The 17,731-nt window shown below is 36.8% G+C and carries 14 protein-coding genes; all 14 read right to left on the reverse strand.

Going from position 1 to position 17,731, the window contains the following annotated elements; genetic code table 11:
- Nucleotides 1-70: 70 nt before the first annotated feature.
- The gene (locus ACOQFO_RS15010) at nt 71-712 is read right to left on the reverse strand and encodes a TetR/AcrR family transcriptional regulator (protein WP_421690482.1); all 642 of its coding nucleotides are present in this window, start codon (nt 710-712) and stop codon (nt 71-73) included.
- Nucleotides 713-715: 3 nt separating this feature from the next.
- Entirely contained in the window at nt 716-1,855 is a 1,140-nt protein-coding gene (locus ACOQFO_RS15015; RefSeq protein WP_421690483.1) for an acyl-CoA dehydrogenase, read from the reverse strand.
- A 62-nt stretch (nt 1,856-1,917) separates the two neighbouring features.
- Nucleotides 1,918-3,048 carry an acyl-CoA dehydrogenase gene (locus ACOQFO_RS15020; protein WP_421690484.1) on the reverse strand — a complete coding sequence of 377 codons (1,131 nt, stop codon included), beginning with the start codon at nt 3,046-3,048 and terminating at the stop codon, nt 1,918-1,920.
- A gap of 16 nt (nt 3,049-3,064) precedes the next feature.
- A complete protein-coding gene (locus ACOQFO_RS15025) occupies nt 3,065-3,916 on the reverse strand; it encodes a 3-hydroxybutyryl-CoA dehydrogenase (protein ID WP_421690485.1) in 852 nt (283 codons plus the stop codon).
- A gap of 59 nt (nt 3,917-3,975) precedes the next feature.
- Nucleotides 3,976-5,169, reverse strand: a complete 1,194-nt coding sequence (locus ACOQFO_RS15030; protein WP_421690486.1) for an acetyl-CoA C-acetyltransferase — start codon at nt 5,167-5,169, stop codon at nt 3,976-3,978.
- An 858-nt stretch (nt 5,170-6,027) separates the two neighbouring features.
- Nucleotides 6,028-7,383: an aspartate aminotransferase family protein gene (locus ACOQFO_RS15035; protein ID WP_421690487.1), complete on the reverse strand. Its 1,356-nt coding sequence runs from the start codon at nt 7,381-7,383 to the stop codon at nt 6,028-6,030.
- A 209-nt stretch (nt 7,384-7,592) separates the two neighbouring features.
- Nucleotides 7,593-9,173: a PucR family transcriptional regulator gene (locus ACOQFO_RS15040; RefSeq protein WP_421690488.1), complete on the reverse strand. Its 1,581-nt coding sequence runs from the start codon at nt 9,171-9,173 to the stop codon at nt 7,593-7,595.
- A 201-nt stretch (nt 9,174-9,374) separates the two neighbouring features.
- Entirely contained in the window at nt 9,375-10,901 is a 1,527-nt protein-coding gene (locus ACOQFO_RS15045; protein WP_421690489.1) for a CoA-acylating methylmalonate-semialdehyde dehydrogenase, read from the reverse strand.
- Between the two features lie 266 nt (nt 10,902-11,167).
- Nucleotides 11,168-13,303 carry a heterodisulfide reductase-related iron-sulfur binding cluster gene (locus ACOQFO_RS15050; protein ID WP_421690490.1) on the reverse strand — a complete coding sequence of 712 codons (2,136 nt, stop codon included), beginning with the start codon at nt 13,301-13,303 and terminating at the stop codon, nt 11,168-11,170.
- A 312-nt stretch (nt 13,304-13,615) separates the two neighbouring features.
- A complete protein-coding gene (locus tag ACOQFO_RS15055) occupies nt 13,616-14,176 on the reverse strand; it encodes a cob(I)yrinic acid a,c-diamide adenosyltransferase (protein ID WP_421690491.1) in 561 nt (186 codons plus the stop codon).
- A gap of 373 nt (nt 14,177-14,549) precedes the next feature.
- On the reverse strand, nt 14,550-15,305 hold the full coding sequence (locus ACOQFO_RS15060; protein ID WP_421690492.1) for an amino acid ABC transporter ATP-binding protein: 756 nt from the start codon (nt 15,303-15,305) through the stop codon (nt 14,550-14,552).
- Between the two features lie 11 nt (nt 15,306-15,316).
- Complete coding sequence (locus tag ACOQFO_RS15065; RefSeq protein WP_421690493.1) at nt 15,317-16,036, reverse strand: amino acid ABC transporter permease; 720 nt, start codon at nt 16,034-16,036, stop codon at nt 15,317-15,319.
- A 14-nt stretch (nt 16,037-16,050) separates the two neighbouring features.
- Nucleotides 16,051-16,761: an amino acid ABC transporter permease gene (locus tag ACOQFO_RS15070; RefSeq protein WP_421690494.1), complete on the reverse strand. Its 711-nt coding sequence runs from the start codon at nt 16,759-16,761 to the stop codon at nt 16,051-16,053.
- 93 nt (nt 16,762-16,854) lie between these two features.
- Nucleotides 16,855-17,730: a transporter substrate-binding domain-containing protein gene (locus tag ACOQFO_RS15075; protein WP_421690495.1), complete on the reverse strand. Its 876-nt coding sequence runs from the start codon at nt 17,728-17,730 to the stop codon at nt 16,855-16,857.
- Between the last annotated feature and the right edge of the window lies 1 nt (nt 17,731).

A 17,731-nucleotide genomic window follows, 5' to 3' on the forward strand; every position in this document is an offset into this window, starting at 1 on the left:
TACGCATGCTACTTAGCGGTGTCCATTTGTTCTTCTAAAGTGCTATTAGGTATGTTGAAAAGTTTTCACTTTAACTATTTTCATGAAAGTGAAAAATACCTGAAAGAAATAGTTTTGTTTGATCATTAATATAATCTTCAATCGTATATCGCTTTCGAAAAGCCCATTTACGAAATGCCCATGCTTGCCCTTGAACTACAATATGGTTAGCTGCTAAGAAAATCTCTTTTTCTGTTAATAGCTGATTTTTAGGTAAAGAGGTGTTTTTAATAATCTTTTCGAACAGATGAACCATTTCTAGTTCTTTATCAAATACGTAATGCATTGCTTCTTTCGATAGGGATTTCGTTTCCTGATACATGATTGTAAATTCATCGACCATACGATCTATTAAGTGAAAATACTGCTTAATGGCTTCTTTTAATTCTTCAACTGTACCTGTTTCCGATGTAATCTCTGCGAGTTGTTGTTTTACTTGGTCGTAGATGTAATCACAAAGTAAGTAAAGGACGTCTTCTTTCGTGCGAATGTATTCATACAACGTACCAATACTAAATCCAGCCGCTTTCGCAATTTCTCTTGTTGTTGCCCGATGAAATCCTTTTTCTTTGAAAAGATTGACTGCTCCACTTACGATTTGTCGTCTTCTTATTTCTATAAGGCTTTCATCTTTAACAGATGTTTGGACAACAATTTTCTCTTTTTCAGCCATCAATTATTTGGTAATTAAACGAGAGATTACAAGTCGTTGAATTTCTTGAGTTCCCTCGTAAATTTGTGTAATTTTCGCATCACGCATAAAACGCTCGACTGGATATTCTTTCGTATAGCCATAGCCACCAAAAATTTGAACTGCGTCTGTTGTAACTGCCATAGCCGTGTCGCCTGCCATTAGTTTTGCCATTGCGGAAGCTTTACCATATGGTAGATTATTTGATTCTAACCATGCAGCTTGATAAGTTAATAGTCTTGAAGCTTCAACAGCTGTAGCCATATCAGCTAATTTAAATGAAACCCCTTGATTTGCAACAATTGGCTTTCCGAATTGTACACGTTCTTTTGAGTAATCAATTGCAGCATCTAATGCACCTTGTGCGATCCCAACCGCTTGTGCAGCAATTCCATTTCGGCCACCATCAAGTGTTTTCATCGCGATAATAAATCCATCACCCTCGTTACCTAGTAAATTTTCTTTTGGTACACGACAGTTTTCAAATACGATTTCCGTTGTAGGTGACGATCGAATCCCCATTTTCTTTTCTTTTTTCCCTACTTTAAATCCTGGGAAATTCGATTCAACGATAAAGGCACTTGTTCCTTTATGTTTAGAGGTTGGATCAGTTACTGCGAATACGATGTAAATCTCTGCTTCTCCACCGTTAGTGATGAAAATTTTCGAACCGTTCAGAACGAATTCATCGCCTTCAAGTTTTGCTGTTGTTTTCATCCCACCAGCGTCACTACCAGAACCAGACTCTGTTAAACAATACGCACCTATCTTCTTACCTTCTGCCATTGGGCGTAAATATTTTTGCTTTTGTTCTTCTGTACCAAATTTATATACTGGCCATCCAGCAAGTGAAGTGTGAGCCGATAAAGTTACCCCAGTAGAAGCACAAACACGTGAAAGTTCTTCAACTGCAATACAGTAAGCTAAATAATCGAATCCTGCACCACCGTATTCTTCTGGCCATGGAATTCCTGTTAAGCCAAGTTCGGCCATTTTATCCCATATAGCTCGATCAAAGGTTTCATTCTCATCTCGTTCTGCTGCAGATGGAGCTACTTCATTTACTGCAAAATCTCGAATCATTTCTCTTAATTGTTCATGTTCTTCTGATAGTTGAAAGTTCATCATTATCCCCCCGTTTTATTGGTGCCTAGTAAAGAAATTGTTCATGAACGGCACCGACCGTATTATAGATTTTTACTTATAACGATTTTTTGGATTTCACTTGTGCCTTCATATATTTCAGTTATTTTCGCGTCGCGGAAATATCGCTCTACCGGATAATCTTTTGTGTAACCGTAGCCACCAAAAACTTGAATAGCTTCTGTTGTTACATTCATAGCAGTTTTTGAAGCAAATAGTTTTGCCATTGATGCCTCTTTACTACAAGAGATTCCCTTAGTTTTCAAATCTGTCGCACGATAAACTAGTAATCTTGCAGCATCAACTTGAGTGGCCATATCAGCTAACTTAAATCCTACACCTTGCTGTTCAGCAATCGGCTTTCCAAATTGTATGCGAGATTTTGCGTAGTCTATAGCTGCTTCTAGAGCTGCCTCTGCAATTCCAAGAGCTTGAGCTGCAATCCCAATTCGACCAACTTCTAAATTAGCCATTGCAATTTTAAACCCATGGTTCTCTTCGCCTAGCAATTGAGAAGCTGGTATTTTCATATTTTCAAAGGTAATTTGCACAGTTTTTGAGCCGTGAAGACCCATTTTCTCCTCATTTTTACCGACAATAAAACCTGGAGCATCCTTCTCAACAATAAATGCTGAGATGCCGCGTGCTCCTTTTTCTGGATTGGTTGAAGCAAATACGATATAAACATCTGCCTCACCACCATTTGTAATGAACACTTTCGAACCATTTAAAATATAGTGATCCCCTGTCTTTACCGCTCGGGTCTTTAAGGAAGCTGCATCTGAACCTGCTTCAGGCTCCGTTAAACAAAAAGCACCTAAATACTCGCCACTAGCTAGTTTAGGAACATATTTGTTTTTTTGCTCATCAGTTCCAAATAAGAGAATTGGATTTGTACCTACAGATGTATGGACTGATAAAATAACGGCAACAACTGCACTTACTTTAGAAATCTCATTTATTGCTAAAATGTAAGAAGTGAAGTCCATACCAGAACCGCCTAATTCTTCTGGTGTTGTCATGCCCATTAGACCTAAGTCCGCCATCTTCTTTAAAATTTGCCTAGGAAATTCACCTTGCTCCATCTTTTCAATGAATGGTGATATTTCAGTTTGAGCAAATTGACGTACCATGTCTCGTACCATGATTTGCTCATCTGTAAACTGCAAGTTCATTGGATGTCACTCCCTTTTAGTCATACACATAGAAGCCTCGACCTGATTTTTTCCCTAACCATCCTGCTGCCACATACTTTCGAAGTAGAGGACAAGGGCGGTATTTACTATCTCCAAAACCTTCATGTAAAATTTCCATAATATATAAACATGTATCTAATCCGATAAAATCAGCTAAAGTAAGCGGTCCCATAGGATGATTCATGCCAAGCTTCATGACATCATCAATCGCTTCCTTCGTCGCTACCCCTTCATACAAAGTGTAGATCGCTTCATTGATCATCGGCATTAATATGCGATTAGACACAAATCCTGGAAAATCATTTACTTCAACCGCTGTTTTTCCTAAAGAAACCGTCATTTCTTCAACTGCTTTATAGACTTCATCAGATGTTGCAAGACCTCGAATGATTTCAACAAGTTTCATTACAGGTACAGGATTCATAAAATGCATACCAATAACTTGTTCCGGCCTTTCTGTCACCGCCGCAATTTCTGTAATTGGTAGTGATGAAGTATTAGAAGCTAAGATTGCATGTTTCGGTGCAATCCCATCAATTTCTTTAAATACAGATTGTTTAATATCCATATTTTCTGTTGCTGCTTCTATTACGATGTCAACATCGAAAGCATCTTTTGTATCAAGAGAAAGTGTAATTCTGTTTAAAGTTGCTACTTTCTCTTCTTCAGTTTTTCTACCTTTCTCTACATCTCTTGATAGATTTTTTGTAATGGCACCTATTCCACGGTCTAAAAATTCTTGCTTAATGTCGTTTAAAATTACTTCGTATCCTGATTGGGCACAAACTTGCGCGATACCCGATCCCATTTGCCCTGCACCAATCACCATTACTTTTTGAATTGCCATTTTGATTTCCTCCTATTTTGATGTTTATTGAGTGAAGCAATTGGATTCAAAAAGGTATGTTACTGTTTTGGTACCTCGATCATGATTGCATCTCCTTGGCCACCACCAGAACATATTGCAGCAATTCCAATTCCACCACCACGGCGTTTTAATTCATAAGCAAGTGTTAAAATAATTCTTGCACCTGATGCCCCAATTGGGTGTCCTAATGCTACCGCTCCACCATTTACGTTTACTTTTTCAGGATTTAATCCTGCAATTTTGTTGCTTACTAGCGCTACAGTTGCAAACGCTTCATTTATCTCAAATAAATCAATTTCCTCGGCTGATTTACCAGTTTTCTTTAATAATTCATTAATGACAAGACCAGGTGTTTGTGGGAAATCTTTTGGATCCACTCCTACTTCAGCATGACCTAGAATATAAGCAAGTGGTGAACGTCCTTCTTTTTCTGCACGTTCTTCACTCATTAGTACTACCGCGCACGCTCCATCATTTACTCCAGGCGCATTCCCTGCAGTAACGGTACCGTCATTGCCGAAAGCAGGTTTTAATTTTGATAACGCTTCCAAAGATGTGTCTTTACGAGGCGCTTCATCGTGTTGAATGACTGTGACATCACCTTTACGTCCTTTAAGTTCAACTGGTACAATCTCTTCTGCAAATTTTCCAGTTTCAATTGCTTCTAATGCTAGTTGGTGACTTCTTAGCGACCACTCATCCTGCGCTTCTCTAGTAATCTCAAATTCACTTGATGTACTATTTCCGTAAGTACCCATATGAACATGATTAGGGTCAAATGCGCAAGATAAACCGTCATATACCATTCCATCAATTAACTTCGCATCACCCATACGTAATCCCCAACGTCCGTTTGGTAGAAGGTAAGGTGCATTTGACATCGACTCCATACCACCTGCTACAATCACTTCTTCGTCACCTAAACGAATTAATTGATCTGCAAGAGTTACACTTCTCATACCAGAAGCACATACTTTATTGACTGTTTCTGTTTTTACGTTATATGGAATCCCTGCCTTTGTAGCAGCTTGACGTGAAGGAATTTGACCTTGCCCAGCTTGTAAGACTGTACCCATAATTACTTCATTCACTTCTTCTGGTTTAATGTTTGCTCTTTCTAATGCCCCTTTAATTGCAATACCACCAAGGTCACTTGCGGATAAAGAAGATAATCCTCCACCAAATTTTCCAAATGCCGTTCTTGCTCCATCTAGAATAACTGTTCTTCTCATTTTTACACCCCTATTATTGTTTGATTCTAGTAAACTAAAATACTGTTTCCCCAATTTAAATAGTTGTCATGCAGCGTAGATGTGACTGCTTGTCGCAGACATTCCCCATCTTAAAGACTTTACATCATGAATTTTGCTCCTGCGCTGCGGTAGCTGCTCGTCGCAAACAAAATGACTCAATTTCAGTTGAGTCCCTTAATCAATTCTGAGCTTCGCTCAAATTGATTGGTTTGCTCCTGCGCTGCGGTAGCTGCTCGTCGCAAACAAAACCTGTGCTCCTACGGTGGTCACATCGAGATGTCACCATCCTCGTCGCAAATTCGAAGTCTCAAAATGAAATTTTAAGGCTTCGAATTGACTGAACGCTCGCTCGGAATATTCTTATGAAAAATGGGAGTCATCTAGAACTCCCCTCCATTACTTTTATTTTACAGCACATTCACCTTTCATTCAATTCAGATTTTTCTCTTTATTAATTTATTTCTCGTTTATTCAATTTTTAACTAAATTATACGCAAATTTCGACATAATCACTTACCCGTACACTATGTGATTATTATTAAGATAATATGTTTTTTTTACTGGACACTATTTCACTATTCTTACGTTTATTGTCTAGTAAACGGTTTTTACTAGACAGCTTTCCTCTTCTCCGCCAAATTTTGTCTAGTAAATCGCTTTTTCTGGACACTTTTCCCCATCTCCTTCATTTTTTGTCTAGTAAACGGCTTTTACTAGACACTTTTACGTCCCTTCCTGATTTTTTGTCTAGTAAACCACGTTTTCCAATCAAACATACATAAACAAAAAAGCTGATCAGGCCCCCCCGTCCAATCAGCTAATTCGAATTACATTAGATTACTTTAATTTATCTAACGCATTCACTAATGTATTCAGTACAATTTCGATGTCCTCATCTGGGATACTTAGTGGGGGTGATAGTTGAAGTACATTGTTAAAACCAGCTACTGTTGTACCGTTTTTCCCGATAATTACGCCATTTTCTTTGCATGTTGCAACTACTTGGTTTACTAATGCAACATCTAACGGTTCTTTTGTTATTTTGTCCTTTACTAATTCAATACCGATAATCAATCCCTTACCGCGTACATCGCCAACATATGGATTGTCACTTAAAGACTTTTCAAGTTTCTCTAATATTTCCGCCCCTTTTTCAGCAGAACGGTCATATAACTTTTCATTTTCCATAATTTCAAGATTTTTTAATGCAAGTGCACATGCAGCTGGGTTACCACCAAATGTATTCACATGACGGAAGAAATCATAGCTTCCACTTTTCGTAAACTCTTCATAAATCTCACGTTTTACAGCAGTTGCTGAAAGTGGTAAGTAGGCACTTGTTAGCCCTTTTGCCATCGTAATAATGTCTGGTTTTACATCATAGTTCATGAAGCCAAAAGGTTTACCAGTACGCCCAAAGCCACATATTACTTCATCGACAATTAATAACGCACCATGCTTTTTACAAACTTCTTCTACACCTTTTAAATAGCCTTGAGGCGGGATTAATACACCACCACCAGTGATGATTGGTTCTAAAATCATAGCTGCAATGGTTTCACTAAATTCCCAAGTCATGATGTTATCTACATCTTTCACACTTGGAATTTCTAAACAATTTGTGTATTCATCTTCATCTCTACGATAGGAATCTGGAGGTGTAACATGAAGGAAACCAGGTGCTAATGGTTCATATCTATATTTTCGTTCCGCCTGTCCCGTTGCAGCTAGTGAACCCATTGTATTTCCATGATAAGCACGATAGCGGGAGACAATTTTATATCTCGTATTTTCACCTCTTTGCTGATGGTATTGTCTAGCAATCTTAAATGCAGTTTCATTCGCCTCTGATCCACTATTTGAGAAGAAGATGACATAATCGCCGCCAAGCATTTCATTTATTCTTTCTGCTAGTTCAATTGCTGGTACGTGACCTTGTGAAAGAGGAGTATATGCATTATTTAATAATTGATCGTATGCTGCTTTAGCTAGCTCCGGACGGCCATATCCCACATTGACGCAAAATAAGCCAGCCATTGCATCAATGTACTCTTTGCCATCAACATCGGTAATTCTAGAACCACTTGATTTTTCAATAACAAGTGTTGCATTAGGATTGTATGGTTTCATGGAATGCCAAACATATTTTTCATCTTTACTTAAAATCTCATTACTGATATTCGTGCCTAACATTTTACTCACACCCCTATAATTTGATAATGCGTTAGTTTCGAAGATTCATTTCCAGTTTCCCTTAATCTAACGCTCCATTAATTTCATTATGAATTGGAGTGCATTTCTTTGCATTTTACATAACGTAAAATAAATTAGATGATTTTATACACAACGTAAAAGGAGTAACACCAAAATCCCACTTTAGTGCTACTCCTATCTTTCAATAGTTAAACTTTTGCAATAAACTTCCGAGCTAATAACATAAATTCAAAAGCTAATCGCTTTTCCCCATTCATAAAATCTTCCCCAATTAAACTTTCAATCTTACGAATTCGATGATACAGTGTCTGGCGTACAATAAATAATCGTTTAGCCGTTTCTTGCTTAGATCCATTTGTTTGGAGGTATACTTCCAATGTCTCTAATAATTGACCATTATATTTGGCGTCAAATTCTATGATTGGTTGTAAGTATTCATTCACCATTTCTTGTAAATTTGTATTCTTTTGTAATTGATAAATGAGTCGGAACAAATGTAAGTCATCATAAAAATTGGAAGAAGTCCGGATTTTTCTTGAAATATATATAGTATCTAATGCAGATTGATAGCTTTCTGAAATCGAATGAAGTTCGGCTACTAATTTGCCCACAGCAAACTTAAATTCAAAAGCGTCCTGCTTCATTAGCAGTTCTGATTGGTCAATTTTCTTCACCGCTTCTTCAAGTCTTTCTTTCATTGAATCTCGTTCCCGCATATTCAAAAGGATAAATATTAAGTATTTATTTCTTTCTGCAACAATCGAATGAAATCCATATTGATTGAGAATCGACTTAAAGAATAATTTTATATAGGTTTTATCAACTTGTTGACCTCGTTTGTTTTCGGATATAAACGTAACAAATGTAGTACATCCTCTTGGAATGTAATCCGGCCATTGTGACATGATGTAATGGTCTATATCTTCCTTAGAATGCTTCCCATCTAGCCAATCCTCAACCCATTTCGCATCCTCAATGCCTTTTCGTTCTTCAACATATAAATTACGGATCAATAACTCCCCAAGTGCAGTGGCAGTTCTATCTAATATGAGTGATTCAAATTCAGTAATTCCCTTTTCTTTACTATAAAGAATAATTTCAGCATAATGGTGTTCAAATAAATGGATTGGCTGACTTAGTATATTGGGATTTTGACTATTGGAATTCTCTTCTAATACTTTTAATAACTCCTGTCTATTTTGCTTCGAAAGATTTGGTATAAAAATAGGCTCTTTACCTTTCACTTTAAAAATTGTTTGCACCTTTAAGTACTTATACATCACTTTTAATAGGTGTTCTGGTGTTTGAGCATACAAGGTTTCTTTACTTAATGCTTGGGCATATTTTTCTAATTTTGAAATGAGTAAATATTGTTGGTTAATAATTAATGAGTGGAGATCTTGAGTAATTTCAACAAAGGCAACAATTTCATGGAATACAATGATTGGAAATTCATGGTAATTAGCCAGTTCTATTACTTCGTCCGGAACCTTCTGTATATATTCACCATACTCAATACATAAGCCAGCACAATTGGCTTTAATCAACCCTTCAACAAAAGTAAGGAACTTTTCTGTATCATTTTGAATACTAACTCCAGTTGTTAAAATGAGTTCATTTCCCTTAAGTAACTTTTCAACATTACTAATCTCTAATACATGTACCCATTTAATAATATTGTTTAATCCATTATTACCTGCAATCACTTCTGCCGAGGCAAAATGATTGTTTTTTAATACTTCATGTACTTGTAATGAATAGTTATTCACAAGCAACCCCCTCATCCTAACTATCTACCACAATTAACTCCAATTTGCTAAATATTCAAAATTTACATAGTTTTATTATAAGATAGTGATATTGGTTAATCTAGCATTTTACAGAATGTAAACTGATAGATAATGTCGAGTCTTGGAATAGATAAAAGGGGCATCTCATTTGAGGTGCCCCTTTCATACTCTATTTAGTTATTACTTTGCATCTTCATTACTTGGGAATGCAAATGTTGTAGATGTTTCTTCATCTTCTTCGATCCAACGCTCTGAAATTGTTTTCACTTTTGTGAAGAAGCGTGCTTGGTCTGGACCGAACATAACGCCATCACCGAATTTTGAACGTTTTAATCCGCCAAAATTATGATAACCAACAGGAATCGGAATCGGTACATTTACCCCTACCATTCCAACCTCAATCTCTTCTTGGAATTTGCGTGCTGCTGCCCCGTTGTTCGTAAAAATAGTCACTCCATTACCTAACTCATGATCGTTAATTAGATCGATTGCTTCTTGTAATGATTCAACACGTACAACAATGCGAGCAGGTCCGAATACTTCTTGTTCAAAGATTTCCATTCCAGGCGTTACATGATCAAATAGTGTTGGTCCCAAATAGAAACCTTTCGATACTTGACTAATGCTAGGATTACGTCCATCTACAACTAATTGAGCACCCTCATCAACCGCTTTATTAATCGCTTGGATAATCGCATCTTTTGATTGTTGTGTAATCACTGGCCCGAAATCAACAGTATCGTCTGTATAAGGACCAACTTTTAATTTTTCAACCTTTTCTTTTAAAATAGCAACAAAGCGATCTGCTGTTTCTTTACCAACTGTGATTGCTCCTGAAATCGCCATACAACGTTGAGAAGCTGCACCATAAGCTGCACCTAAGAAAGCATTTGCAGTTTTCTCTAAGTCTGCATCTGGCATAACAATCATAAAGTTTTTACCGCCACCTAATGCAACGACACGTTTGTTAAAACTTGTTCCCTTTTGATAAATATGTTCAGCTACAGGTGTAGAACCGACAAATGAAATCGCTTGAACTGTTTTATTTTCTAAAAGTTCATCTACCGCTTCTTTATCACCATTAATTACTGTCCAAACTCCAGCTGGTAATCCTGCTTCTTTCCAAAGATTCGAAATGTATAGAGCAGAAATAGGTACTTTTTCAGATGGTTTTAAAATAACGGAATTCCCCACTGCCACTGCCATACTAGTTTGTGCTAGTGGTACCATGACAGGGAAGTTGAAAGGTGAAATTGCAGCCACCACACCTAATGGGTATTTCGCGGAGAATGCGTTAATACCACCCCCAACATTAACGGAGTATTCTCCTTTAGTCATATGCGCAACGTTGATAGCCAAATCGACCGACTCTAGCCCACGTGTAATTTCGCCTCTTGCGTCTTCCTTTGTTTTTCCACTCTCTTCACAAATTACTTCTAGTAATTCATCAATGTTTTCTGTAACTAATTGACGGAAACGTTGAACAACCTCTGCTCTTTTACCTGCAGATTGCTTTTTCCAAACAGGAAATGCAGCCTTTGCTTTTTCGATAGCATCTCTAACTTCTTCTCTTGTAGCTAATGGTACATGAGCAATTACTTCACCAGTACATGGATTATAAACATTTGAATATTTACCACTTGTACCTGGTACTAACGAACCATTAATAAAATGCTGAAGTTCTCTCACTTTTTGATCAACTGCCATTAACATACACCCCTTTTTTCTATCCCCTTCAAGTCTTGTAATCTACTATGAAAGGACATGAGCTTTACAATAAATTTATAATGATTTGTATCGAATTGAAATGGACAAATGGTAAAGTAAGTACTGCATTCTTTTCACATTTTGTTACATGTATTGTTTTGTTGCTTACAATCTGCTCAATATTTTCTAAATAATAAAAGAAAAATACCCGGTACATGTATTGAATAACAATGTGCCAGGTATTTTGTTTAAAGCTCTCGTTTTATTTATATGATTGCTTCTTCTACATGGTTCGAACGGTCACCAAGGACTGAACGTTCAAGTAGTTCTACTACATCGTATGTTCCAATTTGGTCTTCAACCTCTTTTGCTTTCGTACCATCAGATAACATAGTTAAGCAGTATGGACAGCCAGATGAAATGACTGATGCGCTTGTTGCAATAGCTTGTTCTGTTCGAGCTACGTTAATGCGGTTTCCTACATGTTCTTCCATCCACATTAATCCTCCACCTGCTCCACAGCACATAGCCGTTTCACGGTTACGCTCCATCTCAACTAACTTTACACCAGGAATAGCTTTCAAGATTTCACGTGGTGCATCGTAGACATCATTGTATCGACCTAAATAACAAGAGTCATGGAAAACAATTGTTTCATCTACACGATGATTTAATGTTAATTTGCCTTCATTAATCAAATCAAACAACAACTCAGTATGGTGATACACTTCGCCTTCCCAACCAAAATCTTTATATTCATTTTTAAAGATATTGTAGGCGTGAGGGTCGATTGTAACGATTTTCTTTACATCGTTTTTCTCGAACTCTTCTATGTTAGCTGTTGCTAACTCTTGGAATAAGAATTCGTTTCCTAATCTACGAGGTGTGTCTCCTGAGTTTTTCTCTTTATTTCCTAAAATCGCAATTTTCACGCCTGCTTCATTCATTAATCGAGCAAAGGATAATGCGATCTTTTGTGAACGGCTGTCAAATGAACCCATTGAACCAACCCAGAATAAATAATCAAAGCCTTCACCAGATTTAGTTGCTTCTTTTACTGTTGGGATGTGAACAGTTGGATCTTGGTCTCGCCAGTTTTCTTTTTCTTTACGGTTAATACCCCAAGGATTGCCTTGACGTTCAATATTGTTCATTGCGCGTTGTGCATCAGGGTTTACTTTTCCTTCTGTCATTGTTAGGTAACGACGAAGGTCTATAATTTTATCCACATGCTCGTTCATTACTGGACATTGATCTTCACAGTTACGGCATGTTGTACAAGCCCAAATTTCTTCTTCAGTAATCACATCACCGATTAATGAAGGATTGTAAATATCTTCAATTACAGCACCTTCTGCCCCAGCAGCTAAAGCTAATTGATTGCCTTTTGAATTGTTGAAGAAATAAGCTGGTACCCAAGGTTTTTTCTTTGTAACTACAGCACCAGTATTTGTTAAATGATCTCGTAATTTGACGATTAAATCCATTGGTGAAAGCATTTTGCCTGTACCTGTTGCTGGACACATATTCGTACAACGACCACATTCAACACATGCATATAAATCAATTAATTGTTTTTGAGTGAAGTCTTGAATTTTTCCTACACCAAATGATGGCATTTCCTCTTCATTTTCTACTTCTTCCATTGCTGCAAAATCAATTGGACGAGGTGTGCCAGCACGATCTAAACGGTGGAAATAAACATTCACTGGTCCAGCTATTAAGTGGAAGTGCTTCGATTGTGGAACATACACTAAGAAAGTTAATAGAATTAGTAAGTGTACCCACCACATTACATAAAAGATTACCGCTGCAGCTGTTGGTGGTAAAAAACCAAATACTAATGCGATACTTGAAGCGATTGGCTCACTACCTGTAAAGCCATGGTCAAGCCAGATGAGACTCATCCCATTACCGATTAATGTAGAAAGCATTAATCCACCAATAAAAATTAAAACTAGTCCATTTTTCCATCCCCGCTTTAAACGAACAAGTTTTTCAATATATCGGCGATAGAAAGCCCAACATACTGCAAATAAAATGACTAAAGCTACGATTTCTTCAAATATAGTGAAGATCGTATAGAGTGGCCCTAATGGTAAATGGGACCCCGGAGCTAGTCCTTTCCAAATAAAATCAATTGCCCCAAATTGAACTAGAATAAAACCATAGAAAAATAGAACGTGAATAAGACCGCTTTTTGGATCTTTTAATAATTTTGATTGTCCAAAAACATTGATCCATATTTTTTCAAGTCGCTCTTTCACACTGTCTTTAAATTCTTCTTTTTTGCCGAGTTTGACATATTCGTATCTTGTTTTTAACAGATAGATAAACAAACTAACTCCATAGAGTACTACTGCAATGAAGAATATCCAGTTTGCGATTAACAACGGACTCATTTTTGTCTCCCCCTCATGTATCCCCTAAATACTTTTTACTTATTATTCCTATAAAACTTCAATTATGTTACGAGATTCTCCTTTTACAACAAAAATTCTTCGTTTATGCATTTATTTTAGAATATGAATGAGCATTCAGTCAATGCATTATTGTTAATTTTCTAAATATTATAAAGAGGATTTCTTAAACTTGGATTCGAAATTAACGGTGGAGCGACTACATAGCTTATTCAAATATAATATTTTGTCATTGAAAAAATACTAGTTACACTAAAAATGCCTAGAACTTCAATATTGTTCTAGGCAACTTTATTATTTAAAGACATCTCCGCCACGGATATATTCAACATCTTTTACGTTTAAACGACGGTTTACAGCTCTTGCTGCTGCAAAGAAGTAATCTGATAATCGATTTAAATAAATCTGTACAACTGTTGGTACATCATCTGCCGCATTCAACAATGAAACAACTCGACGTTCTGCACGTCGGCAAACCGTTCTCGCAATGTGAAGTGTTGCAGAAGCTGGCGTTCCTCCAGGTAAAATGAAACGTTTTAATGGTGGTACTTCTTCTGTTAACACATCAATTCGTTTTTCTAGTACTTCAACTGATGATTCTTGTAGCTTATACTTCCGTTCCTTCATTACATTTGCTAAATCGCCACCGCAATCAAATAATTCATGTTGGATTGATTCAAGATCTTCTATAATATCTTTAAAGATTTGTGGATCTAACTCAGTAACTGCTTTTCCTATGAATGAATTGAGCTCATCAACTGTACCATATGCTTCAACTCGAAGATCATCTTTACTTACGCGTCCACCTAATAGACTCGTTTTTCCTTTATCCCCTGTTTTCGTATAAAGTTTCATTGCGCCACTCCCTTGTATTGTGTGTCAATCACTCAACTATTTTGACTAGTTGATGAAGTATTTACACCTTTCCTTGACCAAATTATACCACTTTGAAATCGATACTTGCGATTTTAATTTTGTCCACTAGCGCCCGGATTGATTATGGTCATTTCTCAATGAAATTACTTGCGTTTTGTCCATTAACATCGAGATTACGGACATGGTAAAGAAATTTACGTGCGGGTTTTATTCGTTTATGGGCGGGTTTCGCACGTTTATGGGCGGGTTTGGCAAATTTATGTGCGACTTTCCCGCAATTACGTGCGACTTCCCCCTCTTCACTTACAAATTAAAAAACCAGCCCCACATTCAGAGCTGGCCACTAATCTTCTTAAATTTCATAATCATATTCCCCAGGTAGTACGCGTCGTAGGAATTTACGTGTGCGTTCTTCTTTTGGTGTGACGAAAATATCGTGTGGTGTTCCTTCCTCAACAATATTTCCACCATCCATAAAGATGACCTTTTTCGCCACATCTTTTGCGAATCCCATTTCATGAGTTACGACAATCATTGTTGTTCCTTCACGAGCAATTTCCTTCATAACCTCAAGCACTTCACCAACTAATTCAGGATCTAGTGCAGATGTAGGTTCGTCGAACAAAATGACATCTGGATTTAATGCAACGGCTCTCGCAATTCCAACACGTTGCTGTTGACCACCTGAAAGTTGACTTGGGTATGAGTCGTATTTGTTAGATAGACCTACCTTATCCAGTGCTTCACGGGAAATTTTATAGGCCTCTTCTTTCGGAATTTTTCTTCCGATTATTAAACCTTCTGCCACATTTTCAAGCGCAGTTTTATTATTAAATAAATTATAGTTTTGGAAAACAAACGCCGACTTTTTACGGACTGCGAGTACTTCCTTTTTATTAGCTTTATGCAAATCAACTGTCATATCGTCAAAAGTAGCTGTCCCTTGATCTGCTCGCTCTAAAAAGTTGATACATCTTAACAATGTTGTTTTACCTGATCCACTAGGGCCCAGAATTACGACTACATCGCCTTTATCTACCGTAAGATTAACGCCTTTTAAAATTTCATTGTTTCCAAATGATTTATGAACATTTCGTATTTCTAACATCGTTTTACCTCCTACGCAGTAGCTACAGCCTTATAGCGGCTAAGTCGCTTTTCAAAGACTTTAAATAAATATTCAACTGTAATACACAAAATCAAGTAAACAATAAATATATCAATATACGCTTCTAAATAATTGTATCCGACATTTGCAGCCACTTTTGCTTTCAACGTAATTTCTTGCAATGAAATGGCATAACCCAATGATGTAGCCTTTATTAAGTTAATCGTTGCTGTACATAGGTTTGGCATTGCTGATACGAGCATTTGTGGAATTATTATTCGACGATATGCTTGTGAAGTTGTTAACCCTACTGAATACGCTGCCTCTAATTGCCCCACATTGACTGTCTTTAGCGCTGATCTAAATACTTCCACTAAAATAGCTGCAGTATTGAATGAGAAAATAACAAACGCATACCATAATGGGTTTACTTCATAAATCGGAAAATCAATCTCATATCGTTCAAATATTCCAGCTAAAATTAATGGAAGAATACTATATAAAACAAAGATTTGTATGATTAAAGGTGTCCCACGAACAAAAGAAACATAAACTTTCGTAAATCCGTTTAATACCGGAATTTCATTAATACGAGATAATGCTAAGAAAAATCCAATCGGTAAAGCAATAGCAAGTGCAACAACAGTTACAAGAAGCGCTATTGGTACACCACTTAAAGCAATGAAAAATGTATCAATAAGAAATTCCGTATTTATGAAACTTGAATTCATCCTTTAGCGCCTCCTTAACTTGTTTTTAATGAACGTTGCCCTTTGCTAAATACTTTCTCTAGTTTTCCAAAGAATTTTGCAATTGCAATGGAAAATACCCAATAAAAGACAGCTAGTGCGATATAGATTTCTAATGCATGTGTGTTGTAGTTGTTTGCAATAATTAAATTTGCTTTTCCAACAATATCGATAAATCCAATTGTATAAGCTAGTGCCCCTTCTTGAAGAACAGCTATTAACCCATTTCCAAAGTTCGGTAATGCGAAGACTATTGCTTGTGGGAAGATAATTCGGCGATAAGCTTGGAATGGCGTTAGCCCTACACTTACTGCAGCCTCATATTGTCCTTTATCAACAGCTAAATACGCTGATCGAATTACTTCTGCCATCATGGCTGCAAATTGTAAGCTAAATGTAATTACTACAAATACTCCGGTATGTACATCCTGTAAGTAAATGCCTAAAAAGTGATCCGCAAAGGCTGGAATTCCATAATAAACGAGGAACAACAATACGATGGATGGCGTACAGCGCATTACCGTAATATAGCTATTCGCTAAAAAACGTAAGAATTTATTTTTTGATAATTTAAAAACAGCAAGAATTAATCCTAACAATGAACCAAATATGACGGCTAATGCTGCAACAAATAATGTAATCCATAAAAACGGTAATAGTTGTGGAAGTGCCGTCCAGAGATAATTAATATCAAAATATTTTTCCATCCTACTTCACCACTCTTCTAATAAATCTAGCAAGCTAGTTATTATAAAAGGGCTACTAGCAACTGACAGCTGGCAGCCCTACAAAAGTCAAATTTAGCGTTTAACTTGATCTAATACTTCAAATAAATCTCTACCGTAAAATTCTTTACTTAATTCTCTTAATTTACCTTCTTCTTTCAACTGTGCTACTGCTTTATCATAAGCATCAGCAAATTCTTGCTCTGCTTTGTTAAACAATGGCCATGTTTTAATAACTGCAAATTCGTTATATACTACTTCGTCTTTCAGATTGTAATATGGACCACCTTCAGTTAAAACTTGACCTTTAAATGAACCTTCAATAATTACCCCACCATCTACACGGCCTTCATTTATCCATTGAACAACGTCAACTGTAAACTCTTCACCCGCTTGTAGTTTTACTGGATTGTCAGGGTTTGCTTCGTTATATTCAGCAATTACTGTATATTGAGCGTTATTGGCAGCAATCGGTGCAAGTGTCATTCCAGCTGCAGCAAAATCACTTAAGTCTTTAATGTTTTCATTTTCTTTTTTCAGTACAAGCCCTGCACTACTTAACCCTAAAAACTCTTGTGGGAATAAAAATTTATGTGTACGTTCTTCAGTCCAGAATGCATTTTTCACACCTGCATGGTATTTCCCTTGTTCTACACCGATTAATAAATCATCACTTGTTGTACCAACATATTCAAACTCATATTCTGGTAAAAGTTCATCTACTAGTTTCATAACTTCAACGTCATATCCAGTTGGGTTGCCATTTTCATCAATGTAAGTCATTGGTTTACCTGCTTGGTCGTATGCAACTTTCACGATTCGTACTTCTTTACCATCCTCTGTCGTTTTTGTTCCTGAGGATTGCTCACTTCCTCCATTTCCACATGCAGCTAAAATAGACAGTGAAGCTAAACTTACAGCAGCGAATTTAAGTAATTTATTGAATTTCATG

It is taken from the genome of Ureibacillus sp. MALMAid1270 (assembly GCF_049202975.1).
GTDB lineage: Bacteria > Bacillota > Bacilli > Bacillales_A > Planococcaceae > Ureibacillus.

Bases quoted from the DNA above. Each gene is read 5' to 3' on its own strand.
- ACOQFO_RS15070 (WP_421690494.1), bottom strand. From the start codon at position 16,761: ATGGAAAAATATTTTGATATTAATTATCTCTGGACGGCACTTCCACAA.
- ACOQFO_RS15060 (WP_421690492.1), bottom strand. From the start codon at position 15,305: ATGTTAGAAATACGAAATGTTCATAAATCATTTGGAAACAATGAAATT.
- ACOQFO_RS15055 (WP_421690491.1), bottom strand. From the start codon at position 14,176: ATGAAACTTTATACGAAAACAGGGGATAAAGGAAAAACGAGTCTATTA.
- ACOQFO_RS15045 (WP_421690489.1), bottom strand. From the start codon at position 10,901: ATGGCAGTTGATCAAAAAGTGAGAGAACTTCAGCATTTTATTAATGGT.
- ACOQFO_RS15020 (WP_421690484.1), bottom strand. From the start codon at position 3,048: ATGAACTTGCAGTTTACAGATGAGCAAATCATGGTACGAGACATGGTA.
- ACOQFO_RS15050 (WP_421690490.1), bottom strand. From the start codon at position 13,303: ATGAGTCCGTTGTTAATCGCAAACTGGATATTCTTCATTGCAGTAGTA.
- ACOQFO_RS15075 (WP_421690495.1), bottom strand. From the start codon at position 17,730: ATGAAATTCAATAAATTACTTAAATTCGCTGCTGTAAGTTTAGCTTCA.
- ACOQFO_RS15065 (WP_421690493.1), bottom strand. From the start codon at position 16,036: ATGAATTCAAGTTTCATAAATACGGAATTTCTTATTGATACATTTTTC.
- ACOQFO_RS15030 (WP_421690486.1), bottom strand. From the start codon at position 5,169: ATGAGAAGAACAGTTATTCTAGATGGAGCAAGAACGGCATTTGGAAAA.
- ACOQFO_RS15015 (WP_421690483.1), bottom strand. From the start codon at position 1,855: ATGAACTTTCAACTATCAGAAGAACATGAACAATTAAGAGAAATGATT.
- ACOQFO_RS15035 (WP_421690487.1), bottom strand. From the start codon at position 7,383: ATGTTAGGCACGAATATCAGTAATGAGATTTTAAGTAAAGATGAAAAA.
- ACOQFO_RS15025 (WP_421690485.1), bottom strand. From the start codon at position 3,916: ATGGCAATTCAAAAAGTAATGGTGATTGGTGCAGGGCAAATGGGATCG.
- ACOQFO_RS15010 (WP_421690482.1), bottom strand. From the start codon at position 712: ATGGCTGAAAAAGAGAAAATTGTTGTCCAAACATCTGTTAAAGATGAA.